Here is a 21,514-nt window from a genome sequence, read left to right on the forward strand (position 1 = left end):
ACGGCTCAGGGGTATTTTTTCGGATTAATCAGGTTCGCCATCAGCTTTACCATAGTAGACTTGTCTTCCGGCTTGCTTTCGGCGATGGGCAGCGTGAGGGTCACTAGGACATTATCAGCCAGCCGGCGGGTAGTTTTATGCAAAAACTGCATAAATTCTCCCCAAGTTCGAGTTGCCAAGTAATACTTGACAACTGGTTTTTCTAAGCAATTGGTTAGAATTCCTTACCAACTGCGTTTCACTCACTTCATGAATTGCTCACTGTTGCTATTGCTTCTCGGAATTGCGGTATGTTCTTGCTCTCAACCAGAAAGAACGAACTCTCGGCCACAACTATCAGATTCCCGGTTTCCGGAATGTCCTGATTGCGACCTCGAAGAAAAGCTCTACTATTTTGCGGATACGGTGATTAGACACAACGACACTGTATTTGTGGTTAATAACAGGCTGGATACGACAGTCGTTGAAACCGGCATTTTCACTTATATGCGTTCAAGTTATCCAGTGATGACACCGAATTACTTGACAAACCTAATTAAGCAGGCCATACAGGCTGAAAAATCCGGAAACTCCCCCCTAGCGACAAAACACTACCAAGCTGTCGTAAGCTTCTATCAAGATGATTGGACACATCGAAAAGGTGGTTTCGAAAATGGCGGATTTTCCGATATGAATGAGTATTACGAAAGCAATGTAAATGTGACGACGCTGGTGTCTTACGCTTATGAAAGGCTCGGCAGGTTACCCGAAGCCATTCAGTTGCTCGCGCCTTTTCTGGCAAATGCAGAGACGGACCATACTAAAATTCATTTGCGCTTCATTGAGCTATGTGTGCGATACTATGGCCGCGACGCCACCCAAAAGGCGCTGAATACCAGCGGAAGAACGGTGTGCTATGCACAATTGGACAGTGGGGATTGTGACTGGATAGTGTCCGTGTTTGGAGCCAGGGTGGGCGTCGATTTCTGCACGTCTCCTCATTATAAGTCCGATTCTCTTTCGCAACGGGAGGCGCAATGTTTTATCCGGGAACAGCCTTTTTATGCGCTTGTAAAATGACGCTACGCACTCACTACTTTGCGCTTCAAAAAGCCATTCCAGTTACTGTACGAAGCTGGCTTCTTAAATAGCAGAAACACGGCGTACGTAACATCATGTTACCTACAAACGAAAGAGGCCCGGCTGAATCAGCCGGGCCTCTTGGTCTATAAAGCGTCTGAAAGCTACAAGTGAATCACCTCGCCATATGCCGCCGCGGCGGCTTCCATAATGGCTTCCGACATGGTGGGGTGCGGGTGCACGGCCTTGATGATTTCGTGGCCGGTGGTTTCGAGCTTGCGGGCCACCACTACCTCGGCAATCATCTCGGTCACGTTCGCGCCAATCATGTGAGCACCGAGCCACTCGCCGTATTTCTTGTCGAAGATGACTTTTACGAAGCCGTCTTTTACGCCGGCAGCGCTGGCTTTACCCGAGGCTGAGAAGGGGAATTTGCCCACCAGCACGTCGTAGCCTTTGGCTTTGGCTTCGGCTTCGGTGTAGCCCACGCTGGCGATTTCGGGCGAGGCGTAGGTGCAGCCGGGGATGTTCTGGTAGTTGAGCGGCTCGGGGTGATGGCCGGCAATTTTCTCGACGCAGATGATGCCTTCGGCCGAGGCCACGTGGGCCAGCGCGGGGCCGGGCACGATGTCGCCGATGGCGTAGATGCCGGGCACGTTGGTCTGGTAAAAGTCGTCGACTACTAGGCGGCCGCGCTCTGCGTTGATGCCCAGCTCTTCGAGGCCGATGTTTTCGAGGTTGGTGGTTACGCCCACGGCGCTCAGCACCACGTCGCACTCGATTACCTGCTCGCCCTTGGCGGTTTTGATGGTCACATGGCAGCCTTCGCCGCTGGTATCCACCTTGGTTACTTCGGCGCTGGTAAGCACGTTCACGCCGATTTTGCGGAACGACTTTTCCATCTGCCGCGAAATTTCCTCATCCTCTACCGGCACAATGCGGGGCAGGAACTCCACCAGCGTCACCTCCGAGCCCATGGTGCGATAGAAATAAGCAAATTCGACGCCGATGGCCCCCGAGCCCACCACCACGAGGCGCTTGGGCAGCTGCTCCATGGTCATGGCCTTGCGGTAGCCGATGATTTTCACGTTGTCAACCGGCATCGTGGGCAGTTCGCGCGAGCGGGTGCCGGTAGCCAGGATGATGGATTTGGCCTCCACGGTTTCGGTGCTGCCGTCGGCCTTGGTCACTTCCACTTTGCCGGGGGCCAGCAGCTTGCCGGTACCGATGATGGTTTCAATCTTGTTCTTCTTGAACAGGAAGTTGATGCCCTTGCTCATGCCATCGGCCACGCCCCGGCTGCGCGAAATCACGGCCCCAAAATCGTAGCCGATGCCCTCGGCCTTGAGGCCGTAGTCGGCGGCGTGGTTGAGGTATTCGAATACCTGCGCCGATTTCAGCAGCGCTTTGGTGGGGATGCAGCCCCAGTTGAGGCAGATGCCGCCCAGCGACTCGCGCTCGATTACGCCCACTTTCAGGCCTAGTTGCGAAGCCCGGATAGCGGCCACATACCCGCCGGGGCCACTGCCGACCACGACCAAATCAAATTGCAATGCCATAAATCTTCAAAAGGAAATGGTAAAAAAAGGAACCGGCGGCCGGCTCTTTTCATTCTGGCGCAAAGATAACTCCGCCTCCGTACCGCGCGCTATCAAGCCCGCGTCCGGCGCCGACTTACTGGCGGCACATTGGCGCAGCTATTGTTGATTCGCTTCCGTATAAACCCCGCCGCCGGGGCTCCCGGCCGGGCACAACTCCTCCTGCACTCCATGAAATCACGTTTCCGCTCGCCCCTGGCGGCCCTCGGGCTGCTGGCTTTTCTCAGCAACTGCGCCACTACGGTCAAGGAAAAGGAAAAGCCGTCGAACACCAGCCAATCGATAAGTATGCCGGCCGTGACGCAGGCACGCCGGCCCGACTCGACCGGCGCGGCCAATACGGCCCTCGACGCCCGCACCACGGGCGCGGCCAGCGGCATTGCCGCCACGCCCGCCACCGCCGTAGCTTCCGATGCCGCTTCGGCCGCCGCGCTGGCCGCCGACCGCCCCGACCCGAACGCGCTGTCGGCTACCGCTGCTTCGGCCGAGCGAGAACGCGAGAAGAAGCTGAGCACCGCCGACTACCGCCAGATGCTGGCCGATGCCGATGCCACCCTGAAGGGCCGCCCCCGGAATGCCACCGCCCTGTTGCAGCGCGCTAAAGCCAAAAGCTACCTGAAAGAGTACGCCGCCGCGCTGCCCGACTACACCTCAGCCATCAAGTACCAGCGCAACAACCCCGACGCTTATTACAACCGGGGCGTGAACCGCCTGATGATGAAGCAGTACAAAGCTGCTTCCACGGACTTTGCCACCGCCATCAAATACCGGCCCGATGATAAGGAGTCGTTCTTCGGCCGGGGTGTGGCCCGGATGCAGATGTACCAATACAAGCCCGCCGTGGCCGACTTCACCCGCGCCATCCAGCTCGATTCGACCTACGCCGATGCGTGGGAATACCGCGGCATCAGCTATTCGTCGTTCGATAAAATGTCGGAAGCCCGCCGCGACCTCGAAAAAGCAGCTAAGCTGAACCCCGAAGCCGCCAAAAGCCTGCGCCGCTACGTGGGCAACGCCGACGGCCGCGCGGCTATCAAGCCCGCCCCGGCCCCGCGCACCCCGCGCCCCATGCCGGCGAAGAAGTAGGCTGGCTGACGAGTTTAGAGCAAGAGACCGTCATGCTGAACGCAGTGAAGCATCTCTACCGCGAAAGTAAATAATTACTGGTGCGGTAGAGATGCTTCACTGCGTTCAGCATGACGGTTTTTTTGTTGAGGTTTCCGCCCCTATTTCCCGCCAAAAAACAAGTTGAAGTAGAAACTCGGCTTGCGCAGCCGCTCGCGCAGGTCCAAATCCATAAACATCATGGACAAGGTTTCGGCCAGCGTAGGGTTGTTCACGGCGCGGTTGGCGATGATATTGAACAGGCTGGGAAAGTTGAGCAGCCGCTGCATCACGCGGCTCAGGCGCAGCTCCTGGCCGAGGCGGTTGTACACGGCCTTGTCGTAGTTTTTCAGGAATTCGGGGCTGAAATCGGCTTTTTTTAACGCCTCGACGGCCCAGATGGCGGCGTGGCGGCCGCTCACCATGGCGTGCGAAATGCCCTCGCCCGAAAATGGGTCGATGAGCGAGCCGGCATCGCCGAGCAGGAAGTAATTCGCGCCCGACAGCGCCCGCCGCTTCGAGCCCAGCGGCAGGCCAAAGCCCTTTACCGGGCCCAGCCGCGTAGCCCCGGCGAAGCGCGGGGCCAGCGTGGGGTGGGTGGCCAGAATCTCATCGAGGCGCTGGCGCAGATTTATTTTTTTGTCAGCCACCGTTTTTGAAAGCATGCCCACGCCCACGTTGGCCTGGCCGTTGGGCAGCGGGAACACCCAGAGGTAGCCCGGCAGAAAGTCCTTGATGAAGTGCAACTCGATGAAATTATCGGGACTCATCCCGCTCACGCCGTCGTAGTAGGTACGCAGGCCGGCGCAGTGGTGGTTGGGCTCGAGGGCGTGGCCGGCCACTTTGCGGGCAAATTCGGACTGCGCGCCGTTGGCGACCAGTAGCAGGCGGCAGGTGGCGATTTCGTGGCCGGCTTTGTCTAAGAGCTGCCAGCCGGTGGGGGTGCGCTCGGTGCGGGCCACGTCCACGTTTTCGCGGAAGTCGATTTCCGGCCGCTGCCGCACTTCTTCGACCAGGAAATTATCGAAATCGATGCGCTTAGCGACGTGGCCGGCGGTGGCATCGGTGGCTTTGTCGAACGTGGGCTTGAAGGGGATAGCGAGCTTGCGGCCGTTGGGCGCGATAAAATCGATGCCCCAGCTCGGAATCTGGAGGGGCGAGGCGGCTAGCTTGGCGTGCAGGCCAGGCTCGATGCGCTTCAACTCGTTGATGACCTTGCCGCTGAGGGCGTCGCCGCAGATTTTGTCGCGCGGAAACGCGGCGCGGTCGAGCAGCAGGCAGGGCTGGCCGGCGTTGGCGAGGTGCAGGGCGGCGGCGGCCCCGCCGGGGCCCGCGCCCAGAATACAGATGTCCATTTTTGTAAGCTATTAGCTACAAGCTGTTAGCTGTTAGCTTTCTTCAAAATCGGCCTTTCAGCCGCGCCAAACAGTTATCAAAGCTAACAGCTAACGGCTATAAGCTAACAGCTCACAACACTTACCTTCGCCCCATGACCAACACACTCACCGGAAAAGTGGCCCTCATCACGGGTGCTTCCAAAGGAATTGGCCGCGCCATCGCGGCGCACTTTGCCCAGCTCGGCGCCGATGTCGCCTTCACGTATTTATCGTCAGTTGAAAAAGGCCAGGCCCTCGAAACCGAGCTTTCGGCTGCTGGCACCAAGGTAAAAGGCTACCGCTCCGACGCCTCCGACTACAAGCAGGCCGAAAAGCTGATTGAGGACGTGGTGGCCGATTTTGGCAAGCTCGACATCCTCGTCAACAACGCCGGCATCACCCAGGATGGCCTGCTGATGCGCATGAGCGAGCAGCAGTGGGACAACGTGATGAACGTAAACCTCAAGTCGGTATTTAATCTCACCAAAGCCGCCACCAAGCCCATGATGCGCGCTAAGGCCGGCTCCATCATCAACATGACCAGCGTGGTGGGCATTAAGGGCAACGCCGGGCAGGCCAACTACGCCGCCAGCAAGGCCGGCATCATCGGCTTCACCAAATCGGTGGCCCTGGAGCTGGGCTCGCGCAACATCCGCTGCAACGCGGTGGCCCCCGGCTTCATCGAAACCGAAATGACCGATGCCCTCGACCCCAAGCAGGTGGACGAGTGGCGCAAGGCAATTCCCTTGAAAAGAGGCGGCCGGCCCGAGGATGTGGCGAAGGCGACGGCGTTTCTGGCGTCGGATGACTCCGCCTACATCACCGGCCAAGTGCTGCAAGTGGATGGCGGGATGCTGACGTAAGTTGTATTTGAAAACAGACCGTGCCGTTTTATAGCGGCTGTTGCAGCTGCTGTATCACTGGCAATAACTCCATAGCCAGGTAAGGATATGATGCCGATGGCACGGTCTGTTTTAATTTGTTTAGAACCACGGGGCTTCTCAACCACTGAAAGAATAACTGGCCTTGATAAGGCATATCCTCATAGCCGGGCAATAACTGTTTTTTTAATATCTTTTTTTCGTTGCGGCAAATAAATTCAGCTAAACGGCGACTATTCTGTGGATTATCGGCTATTAGCCAGCAGTCCAGCATTTGACCGAAATCGGGATAAACGTTAGCTATAGCAGGGAAATATCCTTCAAAATAAGCATCTACAATATCTGATTCCTCAACTAATAGTTTCTGCCAGAGCACTAACAAAAAACGATTTACGGCACTCTTTTCATTATCTGGCCAATCCTGATAATGACCATAATTGAGCTTACTCAAAGTTACCCATTCGTCAAAATCAACTGGCAACTCAGCTAACAGCTCAAATATGCGAGGTAAAAAATGTTTAAAATCATTGACCTCCCCCCAAGTTGTCATGGCTTTGAAATAGTAAACTTGAAGGTCATCAACGGAAAGCTCTCGCAGGGGCTTAGCAGCTACCAGTCGGTTCCATTGAGTAATTTCTTCCTGGAAATACGGGCTACCATCCATCTTGGGATTAGATGGATATTTTGTGAATACCTTATACAATTGCCCAATTGAGTCGTGTATTTCTGAATCAGGAGCATTTGGCGAGCTGAGTATTTGTGTCATGTCTGTAATCAATTGCTTTCTGACTCGAAACATACAGCTATAACTCAGAATGAAGCGCTGGCTCCTTATCTCCTTCCTGCCCCTGACTGGCCTCGCCCTCGTCGCCTACCCGCGCCTGCACCACCACCTGCTCCGCTTCCAAAGCCACCGAGCTGCCACCGCAGTCACCGCCCAAATCGCGCCCCAGCTCCGCGACGGCGACTTGATTTTCCACACCTCGCAATCGGCCCAAAGCCGGGCCATTCAGTTGGCCACGCACTCGGCCTGGAGCCACTGCGGCATCGTTTATAGAAAAGGCGCTAATTGGCAGGTATTTGAAGCTGTGCAGCCGGTGAAGCTGACGCCGCTGGCCGATTGGGTGGCGCGGGGCCAGGGCGGCCACTTCGTGACCAAGCGGCTGCGCGATGCGGCCACAGTGCTCACGCCCACCGCGCTGGCCCGGCTAAAAGCGGCCGGACAGCCCATGCTGGGGCACAACTACGACCTGTATTTCGGCTGGAGTGATGACCGGATTTACTGCTCCGAGCTCATCTGGAAGGTGTACGAGCGCGGGCTCTGCCGGCGGCTGGGGCAACTCCAGCACCTGCGCGATTTCGACCTGAGCAATGCCGCCGTGCGGGCTAAGCTGCGCGAGCGCTACAGCAACCATTTGCCGCTGAATGAAACCGTGATTTCGCCGGTCAGCATCTTCGATAGTCCCGAACTGGTTGCCGTACTCAACCGTTAGCCATAGTCGGCTGACTTAACTTGCCGCGCCTATCTTGTTGCTTATGTCTACGCTCAGCCTCACCCTCGACGACGACTTAATTAACCAGGCCCAGGAATATGCCCGGCGCACGGGCACCGATTTATCGGTGTTGGTGGCCGAATTGCTGCGGCCGGTGGTGGTGCCCGCCCGCCCACGCCGGCCCTTGTCACCGGCAGTCGAAGCCCTGGCTGGCTGCATTATTCTGCCACCTGACTTTGACTACAAAAAGGCGCTGGGCGACGCGCTCGCGGAAAAATATCGATGAAACATTATTTGCTCGACACAAACGTGCTCATCGATTTCCTGACCCGACGGCAGCCCTTCGGCGATGATGCCACGGAGTTGATGCAGACGGGGGCAACGGGCGAGGCCCGGCTGTTTGCGGCCAGTCTGTCATTTGCCAACATTGAATACATCGTGCGGCGGCAAACCTCGGCGGCTCAGACTCGGCAGCTATTGGTACAGCTGGAGCAGCTAGTGGATATTCTTCCCGTCGATGCAGCAACCATTCGCCAAGCCCTGGCGAGTGATTTTACCGATTTTGAAGACGGCATCCAGTATTTTGTGGCGCTTGCGCATCCTGCCATCAGTGCTATTGTTACCCGCAACCCAAAAGATTTTCGGGCCAGTACGTTACCCGTCATTTCAGTAGTGCAAGCCCTCACCGAACTCGATAATCCTACCTGACACGCTGCGGGCATCTCCTTGTTATTTCTTTCTCTTTTGCTGACCACTTCTTATTCCCCCTGGTTTATCCTGCTTTGCCTGGCCGTGGGCGCGGGCTACGCGGCGCTGCAATACTCGGCCAAAGCACCCTGGAGCAAGCGGCTGAACTACGCACTGGCGGCCCTGCGCTTTGCCGTGGTCAGCTTCCTGTGCTACCTGCTGCTGGCCCCGGTTATTAAAACCACCACCACGCGCACCGAAGCGCCCACGCTGGTGCTGGCCGTCGACAATTCGCAGTCGGTGGAGCTGTTCACGCCCAAAAACGTGCTCAGCCAGGCCACTACCGGCCTCACGAAGCTGGCCGAAACACTGCGCGGCAAAGGCTTCACCGTCGAAACTCGAACGCTGACATCTACTCCCGGCCGGCCGGCCCGGCCCGATTCGCTCCGCTTCTCAGTCTCTACTACCGACCTCGACCAGCTGCTGGCCGGCACTCGCGAGGCCTATGACGGCCGCAACCTGGCCGGCGTGGTGCTCCTGAGCGACGGCCTCGTGAACCAGGGTCGCAGCCCTGCCTATTCGGAGTTTAACTTCCCGATTTACAGCGTGGCGGTGGGCGACACTATCCCCAAGCGCGACTTGCGCCTGACTGGCCTTACGTATAACCGGGTGGCTTTCAGCGGCAATAAGTTTCCGATTGAGGCCGAATTGGGCTTCGAAGGCTACGTCGGCGGCGCGGCCACCGTGGAGCTGCGCGACGGCGGCAAAGTGCTCGATAGCCGCCGCGTGGCCCTGCCCGCCGGCCGCCGCCGGGTGCGCACTACTTTCCAGCTTACCGCGCCCGCGCCCGGCAAGCGCCGCTACGAAGTCCGCATCGCGCCCCAGGCGGGCGAGTTTACGGAGTTGAATAACGCCCGCACGGCCTTTGTCGAAATCGTGAAGGGCAAGCTGCGCGTGCTGCTGGCCGGCGCGGCCCCCCATCCCGATTTGAAGGCCCTGCGCGCCGCCATCTTGGCCAACGATAATTTCGACCTGACTCTGACTCTGCCCGGCGTGAACCCGCTAAAAGCCGATACCGACTTCGACGTGGCCATTCTGCACCAGCTGCCGGCGCAGGGCGGCCTCGGCAGCGAGATTTTGGCGCAGGTGAAGGCCAAGCGCACGCCCGCGTTCTACATCCTGGGGGCGCAGTCCGATTTGGGGGCCTACAACCAGTTGGGCGCGGGCCTCACCATTCAGCCGCGCGGGGCGCAGACCGATGAGGTGACGCCCTTGCCCAACCCTGACTTCGCCCGGTTTGCGACGGACGAGGAATCGGCCCGCCGCTTCGCGCAGTATCCGCCCGCGCCGGTGCCGTTTGGCGACTACCGCCTGGGGGCCGGGGCCGAGGCCGCCCTCTGGCAGCAGGTGGGCCGCGTAGCCACCCAGAAGCCGCTGCTGGTGTTTGGCGGGCCCGCCGATGCCCGCCGGGCCACGCTGCTCACCGACGGCAGCTGGCAGTGGCGCTTGAGCGAAGCCGTGGCCCACGACGACAAGCCCGAAGCCTACGACCGCCTCATCATTCGCACGCTCCAGCTGCTCACCCAAAACGCCAACAAAAAGCGACTCGACGTGTACCCCACGCAGGACGCCTTCGGCACCCAGGACGATGTGACGCTGGGAGCCGAAACCTACAACGCCGTCTTCGAGCGCCTCTACAACCAGCAAATCGACCTCGTGCTAACCGACGCCAAGCAGCAAACCCGTCGTTTCAGCTTCGCCAATGCTGAGGATGGCTCGCCGCTGCACCTGGGCCCGCTGCCGGCCGGCCTATATAAGTACCAGGCCCGCGCCACGCTTGGCGGCCAGGCCCAGCAGGATGCCGGCGAGCTGCTGGTGCAGTCGCAGCCGTTGGAGGCCCTGGAATCGAAAGCCGACCACAACCTGCTGGCGCAGCTTTCGCGGCGTAGCGGCTCGCGGCTGTATTACCCGGCGCAAATCGATAAGCTGGCCCAGGACATCCTCAAAGCCAATTACAAGCCGGTGATTACGACCGAAGACGACCTGAAGGATTTAATCAATTTGAAGTGGATTTTCTTCGTCATTCTGGGCTTTTTGACGGTGGAATGGGCCGTGCGCAAGTATTCGGGCAGCGTGTAACTTGTGCATCATGTAGCGTTGCGCAAGGTCACGGCGCGGCGCTCGCCCTGTGGGGACCTCGTCCACCGCGGAGGCGCGAAGGGTCGCGTCGCTACACCGTTCTTTTTGGCATTGGCGTAAAGTAGAACCGCTCCCGAACCGTCCCCCCTCCTACTTTACCAAGCCAACATGAAACTCCGAGTCATTTTAACCGGCGCTACCGGCATGGTGGGCGAGGGCGTTCTGCTCGAATGCCTGCAAAATCCCGCCGTGGCGCACGTAATGGTGCTCACGCGCAAGCCCACCGGCCGCACGCACGCTAAGATGAGTGAGCTGCTGGTGCCCGATTTAGCCAATTTGAGCGCCGTGGAAAGCCAGCTTATGGGCTACAATGCCTGCTTTTTCTGCGCGGGCGTGTCGGCGGTGGGCATTTCGAAGGAGGAATATGAGCGCATCACCCACGACCTGACGCTGGCCGTGGGCCACACCCTAGCCCGCCTGAACCCGGAGCTTACCTTTAACTACGTGTCGGGCGCGGGCACCGACAGCACCGAAACCAGCCGCCAGCATTGGGCCCGTGTGAAGGGCCGCACCGAAAACGAACTGCGGGCCCTGCCCTGCCGGGCGGCTTACCTATTTCGGCCGGGTTTTATGCAGATTACATCCGGCCAGCGCAATGTGTTGAAGTGGTACGGGGCCATTGCCTGGCTCTATCCGCTGGCCCGCAAAGTGGCTCCCCAATACGTATGCACGATGCAGGAAGTGGGCCGGGCCATGGTTAACGCAGCCAGTTTCGGGTATTCCAAGCCCGTGCTCGAAGTGCGCGACATCGTAGCCCTGGCCGGAGCTAAAGCAACTAATGGGGTTTAGTAATCCTGAAAGCGGCGGTTATGCCGAGCGTTCTGCTTCAAACGCAGCATGCCCACCGCTTTGACTTCTTATCCCGCTCAATCAATTTATGCGCGAATCTTTCAAGAAATTCCTTGTGACAACCGGCTACATTTTTGGCACCCTGCTCGTAGCAGTGGTGGCCTTCACCAACCTCAGCCCGCAGCTGGGCGGCACGCCTACAGACCAGGAAAAAGCGACTTTCGCGAAATCAGGCCACTACCAGGACGGTGAATTCGTGAACCTGCTGCCCACCCGCCAGCTCACCGGCGGCAGCACCTTTGGCGTGATGTGGAATTTTTTCTTCCATAAAGCCCCCGATGCCGCGCCGCCGGGCCCATTGCCTCAGCAGCCGCTCGACTCGCTGGCCATCATCGGCAAAACGCCCGAAATGGTGCGCGTAACGTGGTTCGGCCACTCGGCCAGCCTACTCGAAATCGCGGGCCAGAACATTCTGATTGACCCCATGCTGAGCGTGAAGATGGGCCCCGTGAGCTGGGCCACGCCCAAACGCTACAACCCCGAGCTGGCCATCAGGCCCGAACAGCTGCCCTACATCGCCGCCGTGCTCATTTCGCACGACCACTACGACCACCTCGACTTCGAAACCATCGAGAAAATCAAGGACAAGGTGGGTCAGTTCTACGTGCCCCTGGGCATTGCCGCGCACCTGCGGGCTTGGGGGGTGCCGCGCGCCCGCATCACCGAAATGAACTGGGGCGACAGCGTGCGGCTACCCAACCTCACGCTGCGCTGCACGCCCAGCCGCCACTTTTCGGGGCGTGGCCTCACCAACCATAATTCCACGCTGTGGTGCTCGTGGGTGGTGCAGGGGGCCGGCAAGCGCGTTTTTTATACTGGCGACGGCGGCTACGGACCGCATTTTGCCGCCATCGGCCGGCAGTATGGGCCTTTCGATTTGGCCTTGGTTGAATGCGGACAGTACAACGCGGGCTGGGCCGATATCCACATGAAGCCCGAGCAGAGCGTGCAGGCCGCCCGCGACGTGCGCGCCGCCGTGATGCTGCCCGTGCACTGGGGCGCGTTCACCGAGTCGCTCCACCCCTGGAACGAGCCCGTGACCCGCGCCACCGCCGAGGCAACCCGGCTGGGGCAACTAATAACCACGCCGCGCCTGGGCCAGCCGGTAACTTTGGGGGCTGCGCTGCCAAAGGACCGTTGGTGGGAGTAAAAAACGGACTAAAACCAACGTCATGCTGAGCGCAGTCGAAGCATCTCTACCGCAATAGTAAACGATTTACTTCCACGATAGAGATGCTTCGGCTGCGCTCAGCATGACGTTCGAATTTGACAATTCTGAATGCGCTACCTCCTGCTTAACAAGCCCTACGAAGTCCTCACCCAGTTCACCGACGAGCATGGCCGGGCCACGCTCAAGGATTTTGTGCCCGTGCCCGACGTATACCCGGTAGGCCGGCTCGATTTCGACAGCGAAGGCCTGCTCCTGCTCACCGACGACAAGGAGCTGCAGCACCGCCTGAGCGACCCCAAATTCAAAGTTCCGAAAACCTATTGGGCGCAGGTCGAAGGGCTGGTTTCGGAAGCGGCGTTGCAGCAGCTGCGGCGCGGTGTGCAGATAAAAGAAGGCCTCACTGCCCCCGGCGAGGCCGGCGAGCTGCCCGAGCCGGCCCACCTTTGGCCGCGCAACCCGCCCATCCGTTACCGGGCCAGCATTCCCACCAGCTGGCTCGAAATCCGGGTTTCGCAGGGAATGAACCGGCAGGTGCGCAAGATGTGCGCCGCCGTGGGCCTGCCCTGTCTGCGGCTGGTGCGCGCCGCCATCGGCCCGTTGGGCCTGGGTGCCCTACAGCCCGGCCAGTGGCGCGAGCTCACAGCGGCCGAAGTGCAGCTGCTGCGCCAAGCCCCCGCCCCCGCCAGCCGCCGTTTCCGCTAAAGCCCGGGTGGCAGTATTCGCGGCGGCTCAAAAAAGCAAATAGCGCCCCGGGCTGTTCCCCCCTTTGCAGCAGCACGAAGCCGCTGCGCGCAACCTTTTAAATCTCTCAGCTGATGAATATTGGAATTATTGGAGCCGGCTACATCGGCGGGGCCCTGGCGGGCCGCCTCACCCAGTTGGGCCATACGGTGTACGTGGCCAACTCCCGCGGCCCGGAAACCCTGCACGACCTGGCCACCAAAACCGGTGCCACACCCGTCACGGCTCACGAGGCCGCCCGCCACGGCGACCTCATCATCGTAACCATTCCGCTGAAAAACATCCCGGACTTGCCCCAGGACCTATTCGACGGCGTGCGCGCCGATGTACCCGTAATTGACACGAGCAATTATTACCCCCTGCTGCGCGACGGCCACATGGCCGACTTCGATGGCGACCTGACCGAAAGCGAGTGGGTGCAGCAGCACCTGGGCCGGCCGGTGGTGAAGGTGTTCAACAACATTTATGCGGCGCACCTCGAAAACGCAGGCCAGCCCGCCGGCTCCCCCGGCCGCATTGCGCTTCCCGTGGCCGGCGACGATGCCACCGCCAAGCAGAAAGTAATGGCGCTGGTGGATGAGCTGGGCTTCGATGCCGTGGACGGCGGCAGCCTGCACGAGTCGTGGCGGCAGCAGCCGGGCACGCCGGTGTACGGCACTGATATGTCGGCTGCTGCTATCCGCCAGCAGTTGGAGAAGCTGGGCACCACTCGCACGGCCGCGCAGCGCGAGCAGTTTGCCGCCAACCACGCCGAGCAGGAAAAGCAAATGCTGGCGCAACACCAGTCGTAGCCGGCTGGCAAGCCGGCGTACGCTGCCGCAGGCCGCCCAACTTCCGAGCCTGAGCAGCTGCCTACTGTTTTGCCGCTTAGCAAACGGGCCCACCCTGGAGAATTGCCGCGCAGGCGACAAGACTTCGGGTTAGGCCTTTTTTTGGCCTGGCCCGCCATGATAAATTATAGGAAAACCACCCGGATTTTGCCGACGCGGGAAACAATCTTTGCGGCGGCTGCCCGTTCTGGCGGCGGCTTCGGTGGCGTGGGCTATGCGCTTCCCTGGCCACTTGCTACCATCCGAATGCTGTATCGCCGCCGCTTATTCCTGCTCCTGCTCGCCATCTTCGGCGCGATGAATGCCGTGGCCTTTTTCCACGCCTGGCGCTTCACGCATTTCTCCAACGAGCCCGGCGTCCACTCGCCCAACCCCGAGCAGCTCGGCCCGGGCCGGAAGCTGTGGATGTTGCTCACCGGCATCCGCAATCCCAAGCCCCGCACCGGCCCCAAACCCAATTTCCCGGTCGAAACCGTGACCATTGCCAGCCCCAACGGTCTGCTCGAAGCCTGGTATGCCCGGCCCGATTCCAGCCGCAGCCGGGGCACGGTGGCCCTGTTCCACGGCTACACCAGCAGCAAGTCGCACCTCATCCACGAGGCCGGCTACTTCCGCCACCTCGGCTACAACGTGCTGCTCGTGGACCAGGCTGGCAACGGCAATTCGGCCGGTTTTCGGACCACCGTGGGCTACCGCGAGGCCGACGATGTGGCGGCCGCCGTGCGCTGGCTGAACGACTCGACCAGGCATCAGCCACCGGCCGCGAGTCACCAAACCCTAATTCTCTATGGCGTGAGCATGGGCGCGGTGGCCATCCTGCGAGCCGAGGCGGAACTGGGTATTCGCCCCACCGCCAACATCCTCGAATGTCCCTACGGCAACATGCGCCAAACGGCCTACAACCGCTTCGAGTCCATGCACGTCCCGGCGTTTCCAATGGCTGATTTGCTAGTGTTCTGGGGCGGTTTGCAAAACAGTTTCTGGGGCTTCGGGCTCAACGCCGCGCACTACGCCAGCCAAATCCGCACGCCCACCCTCCTGCTCTGGGGCACCGCCGACCCGCGCGTGACCCGCGCCGAAACCGATGCCATTTTTGCCCACCTCGCCGGTCCCAAAGCCCGTTACGATTTTCCCGGCGTGGGCCACGAGCCCTACTGGCAGCGCTATTCCGCCGATTGGGAGCAGCAGACGCGAGCTTTTCTGGGGCGCTGATTTGCCAGATTCATCGTAATTCGCTGCATGGACTTATTACAACGAATTCAGCGCTGGTACACCATCAACTGCGACGGCGATTGGGAACATGATAATGGCGTTTCCATTTGGCATGGCATCTCCGTTCAGACACTGGACAATCCTGGATGGATAGTCTCAATCAATTTAAAAGACACTTGCCTTGATGCAAGTGAGATGCCTTACGTGCTACACGAACGCAGTACGACAAACTGGTTTGGGTATAAGGTTGAGAAGGGAAATTTCGAAGGTGTTGGCGGTCCTGAAAATCTCACTGAAATCCTCACCTATTTCCTCGACATCTTTCTACCTGAACGCATTAATTCTGAAATTACCTATAAAATTCGCCTTCCGGTTCGGGATTATGAAGGGATGCTATGGTTGAAGGCTGAAGCGACGGTCCTCTCTGAATCAATGATGAGAATTGTATCAATCAATAATCCGCGCGCCCTGCCATCATATGATTTTGATTTCATCAATGAGCCCGATTTATCGGAGGTATTGGAGTCTAACATTTCAGAATTAAATACAGATTTCAATATTGGCGACCTGATTGCACCCCAATTTCTTGACGCTGGTGATAACACATTCCTAATTGCGCCAGCCAAGAAATGATGCTAAAGTTGCTTCTAAAGCTTCAGAAACTCCCATCCCGTCCCCTTGTCAGGAAAAGCCCACCCGCCCGAAACAATTCCAGCCACCGCGTCGCATAACCTCTGCCCAGGCCTGAATTCGGTGACAATCTGTCACCAAAACGACGCTGGTACGTTGCTTGTAACCCCGGGGTAGCGGCTGCAAAGCTGCTTTGAACCTGACATATTCCACTCCCTTTAACCAACACACCCCTCTCATGGGCAAAATAATCGGCATTGACCTCGGCACCACCAACTCGTGCGTGGCCGTAATGGAAGGCAACGAACCCGTGGTCATCCCCAACAGCGAAGGCCGCCGCACCACCCCCAGCATCGTCGCTTTCCTCGACGGGGGCAAGGGCGAGCGCAAAGTGGGCGACCCGGCTAAGCGCCAGGCCGTTACCAACCCCAAGAATACCATCGCCAGCATCAAGCGCTTCATGGGCCGTCAGTTTTCGGAGGTCCAGAACGAAAGCAAATACGTGGCTTATGAGCTGACGCCCGGCTCGAACAACACGGTAGCCGTAAAAATCGGCGACCGTAACTACACCCCGCAGGAAATCTCGGCCATGGTGCTTCAGAAAATGAAGCAAACCGCGGAAGATTACCTCGGCCAGCCCGTAACCGAAGCCGTTATCACGGTGCCCGCCTACTTCAACGACGCCCAGCGCCAGGCCACCAAAGAGGCCGGGGCCATCGCCGGCCTCGACGTGAAGCGCATCATCAACGAGCCCACCGCGGCCGCGTTGGCTTACGGCCTCGACAAGAAGCACAAAGACCAGAAAATTGCCGTGTATGACCTCGGCGGTGGCACCTTCGACATCAGCATTCTGGAGCTCGGCGACGGCGTGTTTGAAGTACTGAGCACCAACGGTGACACCCACCTCGGCGGCGACGACTTCGACCAGGTTATCATCAACTTCCTGGCCGACCAGTTCAAAGCCGACAACGAAGGCCTCGACCTGCGCAACGACCCCATGGCCCTTCAGCGCCTCAAGGAAGCCGCTGAGAAAGCAAAAGTGGAGCTCTCCAGCTCGACCGAAACCGAAATTAACCTGCCCTACATCACCGCTACGGCCTCGGGCCCCAAGCACCTGGTGGTGAAACTGAGCCGCGCCAAGTTTGAGCAGCTCGCCGACGACCTCGTGCGCCGCTCGATGGACCCGGTGAAAAAAGCGCTGTCGGATGCCGGCCTGTCGACGTCCGATATCGACGAGGTTATCCTCGTGGGCGGCTCGACCCGCATTCCCCGCATCCAGGAAGAAGTGGAGAAGTTCTTTGGCAAAAAGCCTTCGAAAGGGGTGAATCCTGATGAAGTGGTAGCCATCGGTGCCGCCATCCAGGGTGGTGTGCTGACGGGCGAAGTGAAGGACGTACTGCTCCTCGACGTAACCCCGCTTTCGCTGGGCATTGAGACGATGGGCGGCGTGATGACCAAGCTCATCGAGTCGAACACAACCATTCCGACCAAGAAGTCGGAGACGTTCTCGACGGCTTCCGACAACCAGCCTTCGGTCGAAATCCATGTGCTGCAAGGCGAGCGCCCGCTGGCCAGCCAGAACCGCACCATCGGCAAGTTCCACCTCGATAGCATTCCGCCCGCGCCCCGTGGCGTGCCGCAGATTGAGGTTATCTTCGACATCGACGCCAACGGCATTCTGAACGTAACCGCCAAGGATAAAGGCACCGGCAAGGAGCAGAAAATCCGCATCGAAGCCAGCAGTGGCCTCACGGACGACGACATCAAGCGCATGCGCGACGAAGCCGCCGCCAACGCCGAGTCGGACAAAGCCGAAACCGAGCGCATCAGCAAGATGAACGCCGCCGACTCGATGGTTTTCCAAACGGAGAAGCAGCTGAAAGAGTACGGTGAGAAGCTGAGCGGTGGCAACAAAACGGCTATCGAAGGCGCGCTGGCCGACCTCAAATCGGCCCACGAAGCCAAGGACCTGGCTCGCATCGACACCGCCATGGAGGCCATCAACGCCGCCTGGCAGGCTGCCTCGCAGGAGATGTATGCTGCCGGTGGGGCCGAAGGTGGCCAGCCCGGCGGGGGTTTCCCCGGCGGCGATGGCCAAGCCGATGGCAATGGCCAGGGCCAGCCAGCCGGTGACCACGTCACCGATGTGGACTATGAAGAAGTGGACGGCAAATAATTTTGGATTGCCGTTTGATTTGAAAGGGCCGGAAGCAGATGCTTCCGGCCCTTTTTTAGGTATTCGCTTCGCGCTGGGCAACCTTTGACTGTCAAAAGACCGGCAACAAGGTTTAAATTGCCCGACTTAGTGATGAAATCATTTCTCCCCTACCAGTCTTTTGCGTCAGAAATTGTAGCGCAGCCACTGCTTGAGCTACTTGAGCGCCACCAGATTCTGGTGGAAACCGGCTGGGCTAAGCCTGACTTCGACGTGAGCATGGCCAATAATGCTACCGAAACGCGCTTTATAGTACGCCTGCAACCTTCCGATTTTGAGCAGGCTCGCCAACTGGAGGAAGCGGAAAATGACCTATTGGTGCAGCAGCCAGCCCCCGACCATTATCTGTTCGGGTTTACCGATGATGAGTTGTTCGAAATTCTGGTGAAGCCCGATGAGTGGAACAGTTATGACGTAAGCCTGGCCCGCCATATGCTGCGGCTCCGCGGCCGCGAAGTATCGTCGGATACCGTGCGATTATTGCGGCGGCACCGGGTAGCCGAAATGGCGAAGCCCGAGCCAAGTCAGAAAACTTGGATTGTGGCCGGCTACCTTTTCGCCGTGCTTGGCGGATTCCTGGGCATCATTATTGGTTGGCACCTGCACTTCCACCAAAGAATCCTTTCAGACGGTACCCGGGTGCGGGCTTTCTCGCCGCGCGACCGGGTTCATGGCTTTCGAATTTTGCTGCTCGGTATTTTCGGAGTTTTCATTTCCATCCTGCTACAAACCCTAAAAACGTAGTTGGATAAGCACCACCGTGTCTTACTTTAACCTTTGCTGTAGTCTTTCTCGTAAGCGCGGCCTAGGTAGCTTGTCATACCTTAACCATTGCCTTTGCTAGGCTTCAATTTTATATGAAAATATTTTCTTCCCTCCTGTTTCCCGCCCGCGCGCTGGCTTTGGGTGCCTTGCTCATTGGTGTTGATTCGTGCAGCGTGAGCGAACAAGTGAAGGACAAGCCCACCGGCAAAAAAGCATCGGCCGAAGCAATGGAAAACGAGGCGTACACGCTGATGCAGTACCGCCTCAACTTCGTGGACGAAGCCAAGCTCGGCGGCCAGGACATTCTGTTTGTACGCCAGGCTGATGATTTTTCATCGGCACAGCAGGCGCAGCTGCAAACGGCGCTGGCGGCCGGCAACCTGCCGCTGCACCTCAAAATGCGGGTGTATGCCCGCAACCCCAGCGTGACTAGTGTGCAGCTTAAGCAGCTCGACTACAAGCTGCTGCTCGACGGCAAGGAGCTGACGACGGGCACCACCGGCGTCAATACCCAACTCGAAGCCAGCGCCATCGAAACGCTGCCCATCAACATTGACCTCAACGTGAAGCCCGAACAGCTAAACGGCAGCACGCCCGCCGCCTTCGCCGCCGGCTTCACCGATTTCACGGCGGCCAACCGCCGCCTCGTGGTGCAGATTCGCCCGTTGTACGTGGGGGCCACCGGCCGCCAGATGCCAGCATCAAGCTTCGAGCCCGTGCAGCTGGTAACGGCCAAGAAAACCGTTTCGGCTAAATAACTGGTACAACTCCCAAACCACAAGGAGCCGCTCAATTCTGGGCGGCTCCTTGCGGTTTAAGCTGTCTGTCGGGACCGAACCTGCCGCCACGGCGGCAAGCGAGGCCCAGGCGCAAGCTACGATTTGGTGGCCTCCGACACTTCTTCCTCCTGCTCTTCGACAAAGCCTTCGGCAATTTTCTCGTTGGCTTCGGCGTGGTCTTCAGCATCGGCCTGCTCGGCGTTTTCTACCTGTTCGGCTTTATGCTGGGGCTCGAAGCTGAGGCGAACAAAAATGGGAAAGTGGTCGGAGCCCACATGCGACAGGCGGCGCATATCGACCACCTGGAAATGCGGCGACACAAAAATATGGTCGAGCGGCCAGCGCAGCAGCGAATAGTCGGCATGAAAAGTCGGCATCAGGCCCCGGCCCACGCGGGGGTCGAGCAGGCCCGATACGCGCCGAAACAGCTCGGAGGTGTGCGACCAGGCCACGTCGTTCATATCCCCGAACACGATGGTAGGTTCGTCGCGGCGGTCTACTTCCTTGCCCACCAGCAGTAGCTCGGCATCGCGCTTGGTACTGGTTTTCGATTCCTGAGGGGCTGGCGGCTTAGGGTGCAGGCCGTAAAGGCGCACCCAGGTACGGCCGTCGGGCAGCTGCACGTGGGTGTGCAGCGAGGGAACATCGTCGTCGAGCAGGTACTTTATCTGGCAGGCTTTGAGCGGGAGACGCGAAAAAAACAGCAGGCCGTAAGTGTTGTCGAGGGGCTCGTGGCAGGTGTAGGGATGGGTTTTTTCGAGCGGCCGCAGCTGCTGGTGCCACCATTCGTTGGTTTCAACGGCCATTATCACGTCGGGGTCGGCGGCGCGCACGGTGGCCAGGGCCAGCGCCCCCTGGCGGTTGTATTGCAGCACATTCATCACCACCAGGCTGAACTCGACATTGGGGTTGTGAGCGCGGGTACTGTCGGCCACATCTTTGCGCACCAGGGGGGTGTAGGGCATGATGCGCGAAACCTGATAGATGGCCGCGCCGGCCATAACCAGCAGAAACCCCTGCTGCCAGGGGCCGGCCCCGGCCCCGCCCAATGCCAGACCAGCAGCCAGCATGAGCACCAGAGCCGCCACAATTTGCAGGCGCGGAAAGTCGCACACCCGAATCCACCAGGCAGTGTGGCGCAACAAGGGCATCAGAGTGGCCACAATGGCCAGACCGCCAATTAGCCAAACCGCCCAGTGGCTGGCGGTCAGTAATAGAGATGAAAGAGAGGACATGGCAAGCTGGGTGGGAATAAAGCCGCGCAAAGGGGCCGGAACAGAATCAAGACTAGGAGCAGCAGAAACGGCATAGTAGCCTCCACTTACACGTCGTCCTGAAAGCCCCCTTTGCGCAGCTCCTCAATCGTACGCATCACCCGGTCTTTGAGGGAGGTACGGTATTTCTCCAGCGCATCGGCCAGCCGGGCATTGCCGATGGCCAGCATCTGAATGGCCAGCACGGCAGCATTGGCGGCACTATCGATGCCCACCGTGGCCACCGGCACGCCGGCCGGCATCTGAATCATGCTCAGCACCGAATCAAGCCCCTGAATGGACGTCGTGCTGTTGATGGGCACCCCAATCACGGGCACGATGGTGAACGCGGCCACCATCCCCGGCAGGTGCGCTGCCCCACCCCCACCCGCAATTAGTACGCGCAGGCCGCGCTTGCGGGCGCTTTCGGCATATTCCACCATGCGGTGCGGCGTACGGTGCGGCGATACGAGCGTGATTTCGTAGGGCACCCCAAACTGGCGGCACACCTCGGCGGCGGCCGACATAATTTTTAAATCCGACTTTGACCCCATGATAATGCCTACCAGAGGCGTTTCGGTCACGGGGCGGTCGTCGGCACCGCTCGATGCGGCAGCGGTAGGAGCGTCAGGAATCATTCAGCGAAAAGAACTAAAGGGGCGAAAAATCGGC

The 21,514-nt window shown here is 59.2% G+C and carries 22 protein-coding genes; 16 read left to right on the forward strand and 6 right to left on the reverse strand.

Translation table 11 applies throughout. From position 1 onward, the window contains the following. Nucleotides 1–5: 5 nt before the first annotated feature. Complete coding sequence (locus ABIB44_RS04610) at nt 6–143, reverse strand: hypothetical protein (RefSeq protein WP_354583444.1); 138 nt, start codon at nt 141–143, stop codon at nt 6–8. A gap of 43 nt (nt 144–186) precedes the next feature. On the opposite strand from ABIB44_RS04610, the gene ABIB44_RS04615 reads away from it, so the two are divergent. Next, a complete protein-coding gene (locus ABIB44_RS04615) occupies nt 187–1,059 on the forward strand; it encodes a hypothetical protein (RefSeq protein WP_354583445.1) in 873 nt (290 codons plus the stop codon). Between the two features lie 164 nt (nt 1,060–1,223). On the opposite strand, the gene lpdA is transcribed toward ABIB44_RS04615, so the two are convergent. Further along, nucleotides 1,224–2,618, reverse strand: a complete 1,395-nt coding sequence (gene lpdA / locus ABIB44_RS04620) for a dihydrolipoyl dehydrogenase (RefSeq protein ID WP_354583446.1) — start codon at nt 2,616–2,618, stop codon at nt 1,224–1,226. A gap of 210 nt (nt 2,619–2,828) precedes the next feature. Here lpdA and ABIB44_RS04625 point away from each other — a divergent pair, with 210 nt between their 5' ends. Further along, nucleotides 2,829–3,743, forward strand: coding sequence for a tetratricopeptide repeat protein (locus tag ABIB44_RS04625; RefSeq protein WP_354583447.1), 915 nt, complete (start codon nt 2,829–2,831; stop codon nt 3,741–3,743). 140 nt (nt 3,744–3,883) lie between these two features. On the opposite strand, the gene ABIB44_RS04630 is transcribed toward ABIB44_RS04625, so the two are convergent. After that, nucleotides 3,884–5,116, reverse strand: coding sequence for an NAD(P)/FAD-dependent oxidoreductase (locus ABIB44_RS04630; RefSeq protein ID WP_354583448.1), 1,233 nt, complete (start codon nt 5,114–5,116; stop codon nt 3,884–3,886). Between the two features lie 134 nt (nt 5,117–5,250). Between ABIB44_RS04630 and fabG the strand changes: the two genes are divergently transcribed. Beyond that, nucleotides 5,251–6,000 (forward strand): 3-oxoacyl-[acyl-carrier-protein] reductase, encoded by a 750-nt coding sequence (fabG, locus tag ABIB44_RS04635; protein ID WP_354583449.1) that lies wholly within the window; start codon nt 5,251–5,253, stop codon nt 5,998–6,000. 28 nt (nt 6,001–6,028) lie between these two features. Here fabG and ABIB44_RS04640 read toward each other — a convergent pair whose 3' ends face one another. Further along, nucleotides 6,029–6,784, reverse strand: coding sequence for a hypothetical protein (locus ABIB44_RS04640; protein WP_354583450.1), 756 nt, complete (start codon nt 6,782–6,784; stop codon nt 6,029–6,031). A gap of 49 nt (nt 6,785–6,833) precedes the next feature. Between ABIB44_RS04640 and ABIB44_RS04645 the strand changes: the two genes are divergently transcribed. From ABIB44_RS04645 to ABIB44_RS04705, 13 genes are all read left to right on the forward strand, one after another. Then, the gene (locus ABIB44_RS04645) at nt 6,834–7,511 is read left to right on the forward strand and encodes a YiiX family permuted papain-like enzyme (protein ID WP_354583451.1); all 678 of its coding nucleotides are present in this window, start codon (nt 6,834–6,836) and stop codon (nt 7,509–7,511) included. Nucleotides 7,512–7,554: 43 nt separating this feature from the next. Next, on the forward strand, nt 7,555–7,797 hold the full coding sequence (locus ABIB44_RS04650) for a DUF6364 family protein (RefSeq protein WP_354583452.1): 243 nt from the start codon (nt 7,555–7,557) through the stop codon (nt 7,795–7,797). Continuing rightward, on the forward strand, nt 7,794–8,219 hold the full coding sequence (locus ABIB44_RS04655; RefSeq protein ID WP_354583453.1) for a type II toxin-antitoxin system VapC family toxin: 426 nt from the start codon (nt 7,794–7,796) through the stop codon (nt 8,217–8,219). Before ABIB44_RS04650 ends, ABIB44_RS04655 begins: the two co-directional genes overlap by 4 nt. 36 nt (nt 8,220–8,255) lie before the next feature. Then, nucleotides 8,256–10,337: a VWA domain-containing protein gene (locus ABIB44_RS04660; RefSeq protein WP_354583454.1), complete on the forward strand. Its 2,082-nt coding sequence runs from the start codon at nt 8,256–8,258 to the stop codon at nt 10,335–10,337. 168 nt (nt 10,338–10,505) lie between these two features. Beyond that, nucleotides 10,506–11,186, forward strand: a complete 681-nt coding sequence (locus ABIB44_RS04665; RefSeq protein ID WP_354583455.1) for an NAD-dependent epimerase/dehydratase family protein — start codon at nt 10,506–10,508, stop codon at nt 11,184–11,186. A gap of 88 nt (nt 11,187–11,274) precedes the next feature. After that, a complete protein-coding gene (locus ABIB44_RS04670; protein WP_354583456.1) occupies nt 11,275–12,396 on the forward strand; it encodes an MBL fold metallo-hydrolase in 1,122 nt (373 codons plus the stop codon). A 129-nt stretch (nt 12,397–12,525) separates the two neighbouring features. Then, nucleotides 12,526–13,119: a pseudouridine synthase gene (locus ABIB44_RS04675; protein ID WP_354583457.1), complete on the forward strand. Its 594-nt coding sequence runs from the start codon at nt 12,526–12,528 to the stop codon at nt 13,117–13,119. 113 nt (nt 13,120–13,232) lie between these two features. Further along, entirely contained in the window at nt 13,233–13,949 is a 717-nt protein-coding gene (locus tag ABIB44_RS04680) for an NADPH-dependent F420 reductase (RefSeq protein ID WP_354583458.1), read from the forward strand. A gap of 285 nt (nt 13,950–14,234) precedes the next feature. Next, a complete protein-coding gene (locus ABIB44_RS04685) occupies nt 14,235–15,200 on the forward strand; it encodes an alpha/beta hydrolase (protein ID WP_354583459.1) in 966 nt (321 codons plus the stop codon). Between the two features lie 27 nt (nt 15,201–15,227). After that, nucleotides 15,228–15,833, forward strand: a complete 606-nt coding sequence (locus ABIB44_RS04690; RefSeq protein ID WP_354583460.1) for an immunity 53 family protein — start codon at nt 15,228–15,230, stop codon at nt 15,831–15,833. Between the two features lie 235 nt (nt 15,834–16,068). Next, nucleotides 16,069–18,006 carry a molecular chaperone DnaK gene (gene dnaK / locus ABIB44_RS04695; RefSeq protein ID WP_354583461.1) on the forward strand — a complete coding sequence of 646 codons (1,938 nt, stop codon included), beginning with the start codon at nt 16,069–16,071 and terminating at the stop codon, nt 18,004–18,006. A 132-nt stretch (nt 18,007–18,138) separates the two neighbouring features. Then, nucleotides 18,139–18,789, forward strand: a complete 651-nt coding sequence (locus tag ABIB44_RS04700) for a hypothetical protein (protein ID WP_354583462.1) — start codon at nt 18,139–18,141, stop codon at nt 18,787–18,789. Nucleotides 18,790–18,902: 113 nt separating this feature from the next. After that, nucleotides 18,903–19,568 carry a hypothetical protein gene (locus ABIB44_RS04705; RefSeq protein ID WP_354583463.1) on the forward strand — a complete coding sequence of 222 codons (666 nt, stop codon included), beginning with the start codon at nt 18,903–18,905 and terminating at the stop codon, nt 19,566–19,568. A gap of 116 nt (nt 19,569–19,684) precedes the next feature. On the opposite strand, the gene ABIB44_RS04710 is transcribed toward ABIB44_RS04705, so the two are convergent. Both ABIB44_RS04710 and purE read right to left on the reverse strand, forming a co-directional pair. Next, nucleotides 19,685–20,824 (reverse strand): endonuclease/exonuclease/phosphatase family protein, encoded by a 1,140-nt coding sequence (locus ABIB44_RS04710; protein WP_354583464.1) that lies wholly within the window; start codon nt 20,822–20,824, stop codon nt 19,685–19,687. Between the two features lie 86 nt (nt 20,825–20,910). Continuing rightward, entirely contained in the window at nt 20,911–21,480 is a 570-nt protein-coding gene (purE, locus tag ABIB44_RS04715; RefSeq protein ID WP_502916481.1) for a 5-(carboxyamino)imidazole ribonucleotide mutase, read from the reverse strand. Nucleotides 21,481–21,514: the final 34 nt, after the last annotated feature.

Source organism: Hymenobacter sp. UYCo722, assembly GCF_040547115.1.
Taxonomy (GTDB): Bacteria; Bacteroidota; Bacteroidia; order Cytophagales; family Hymenobacteraceae; genus Hymenobacter.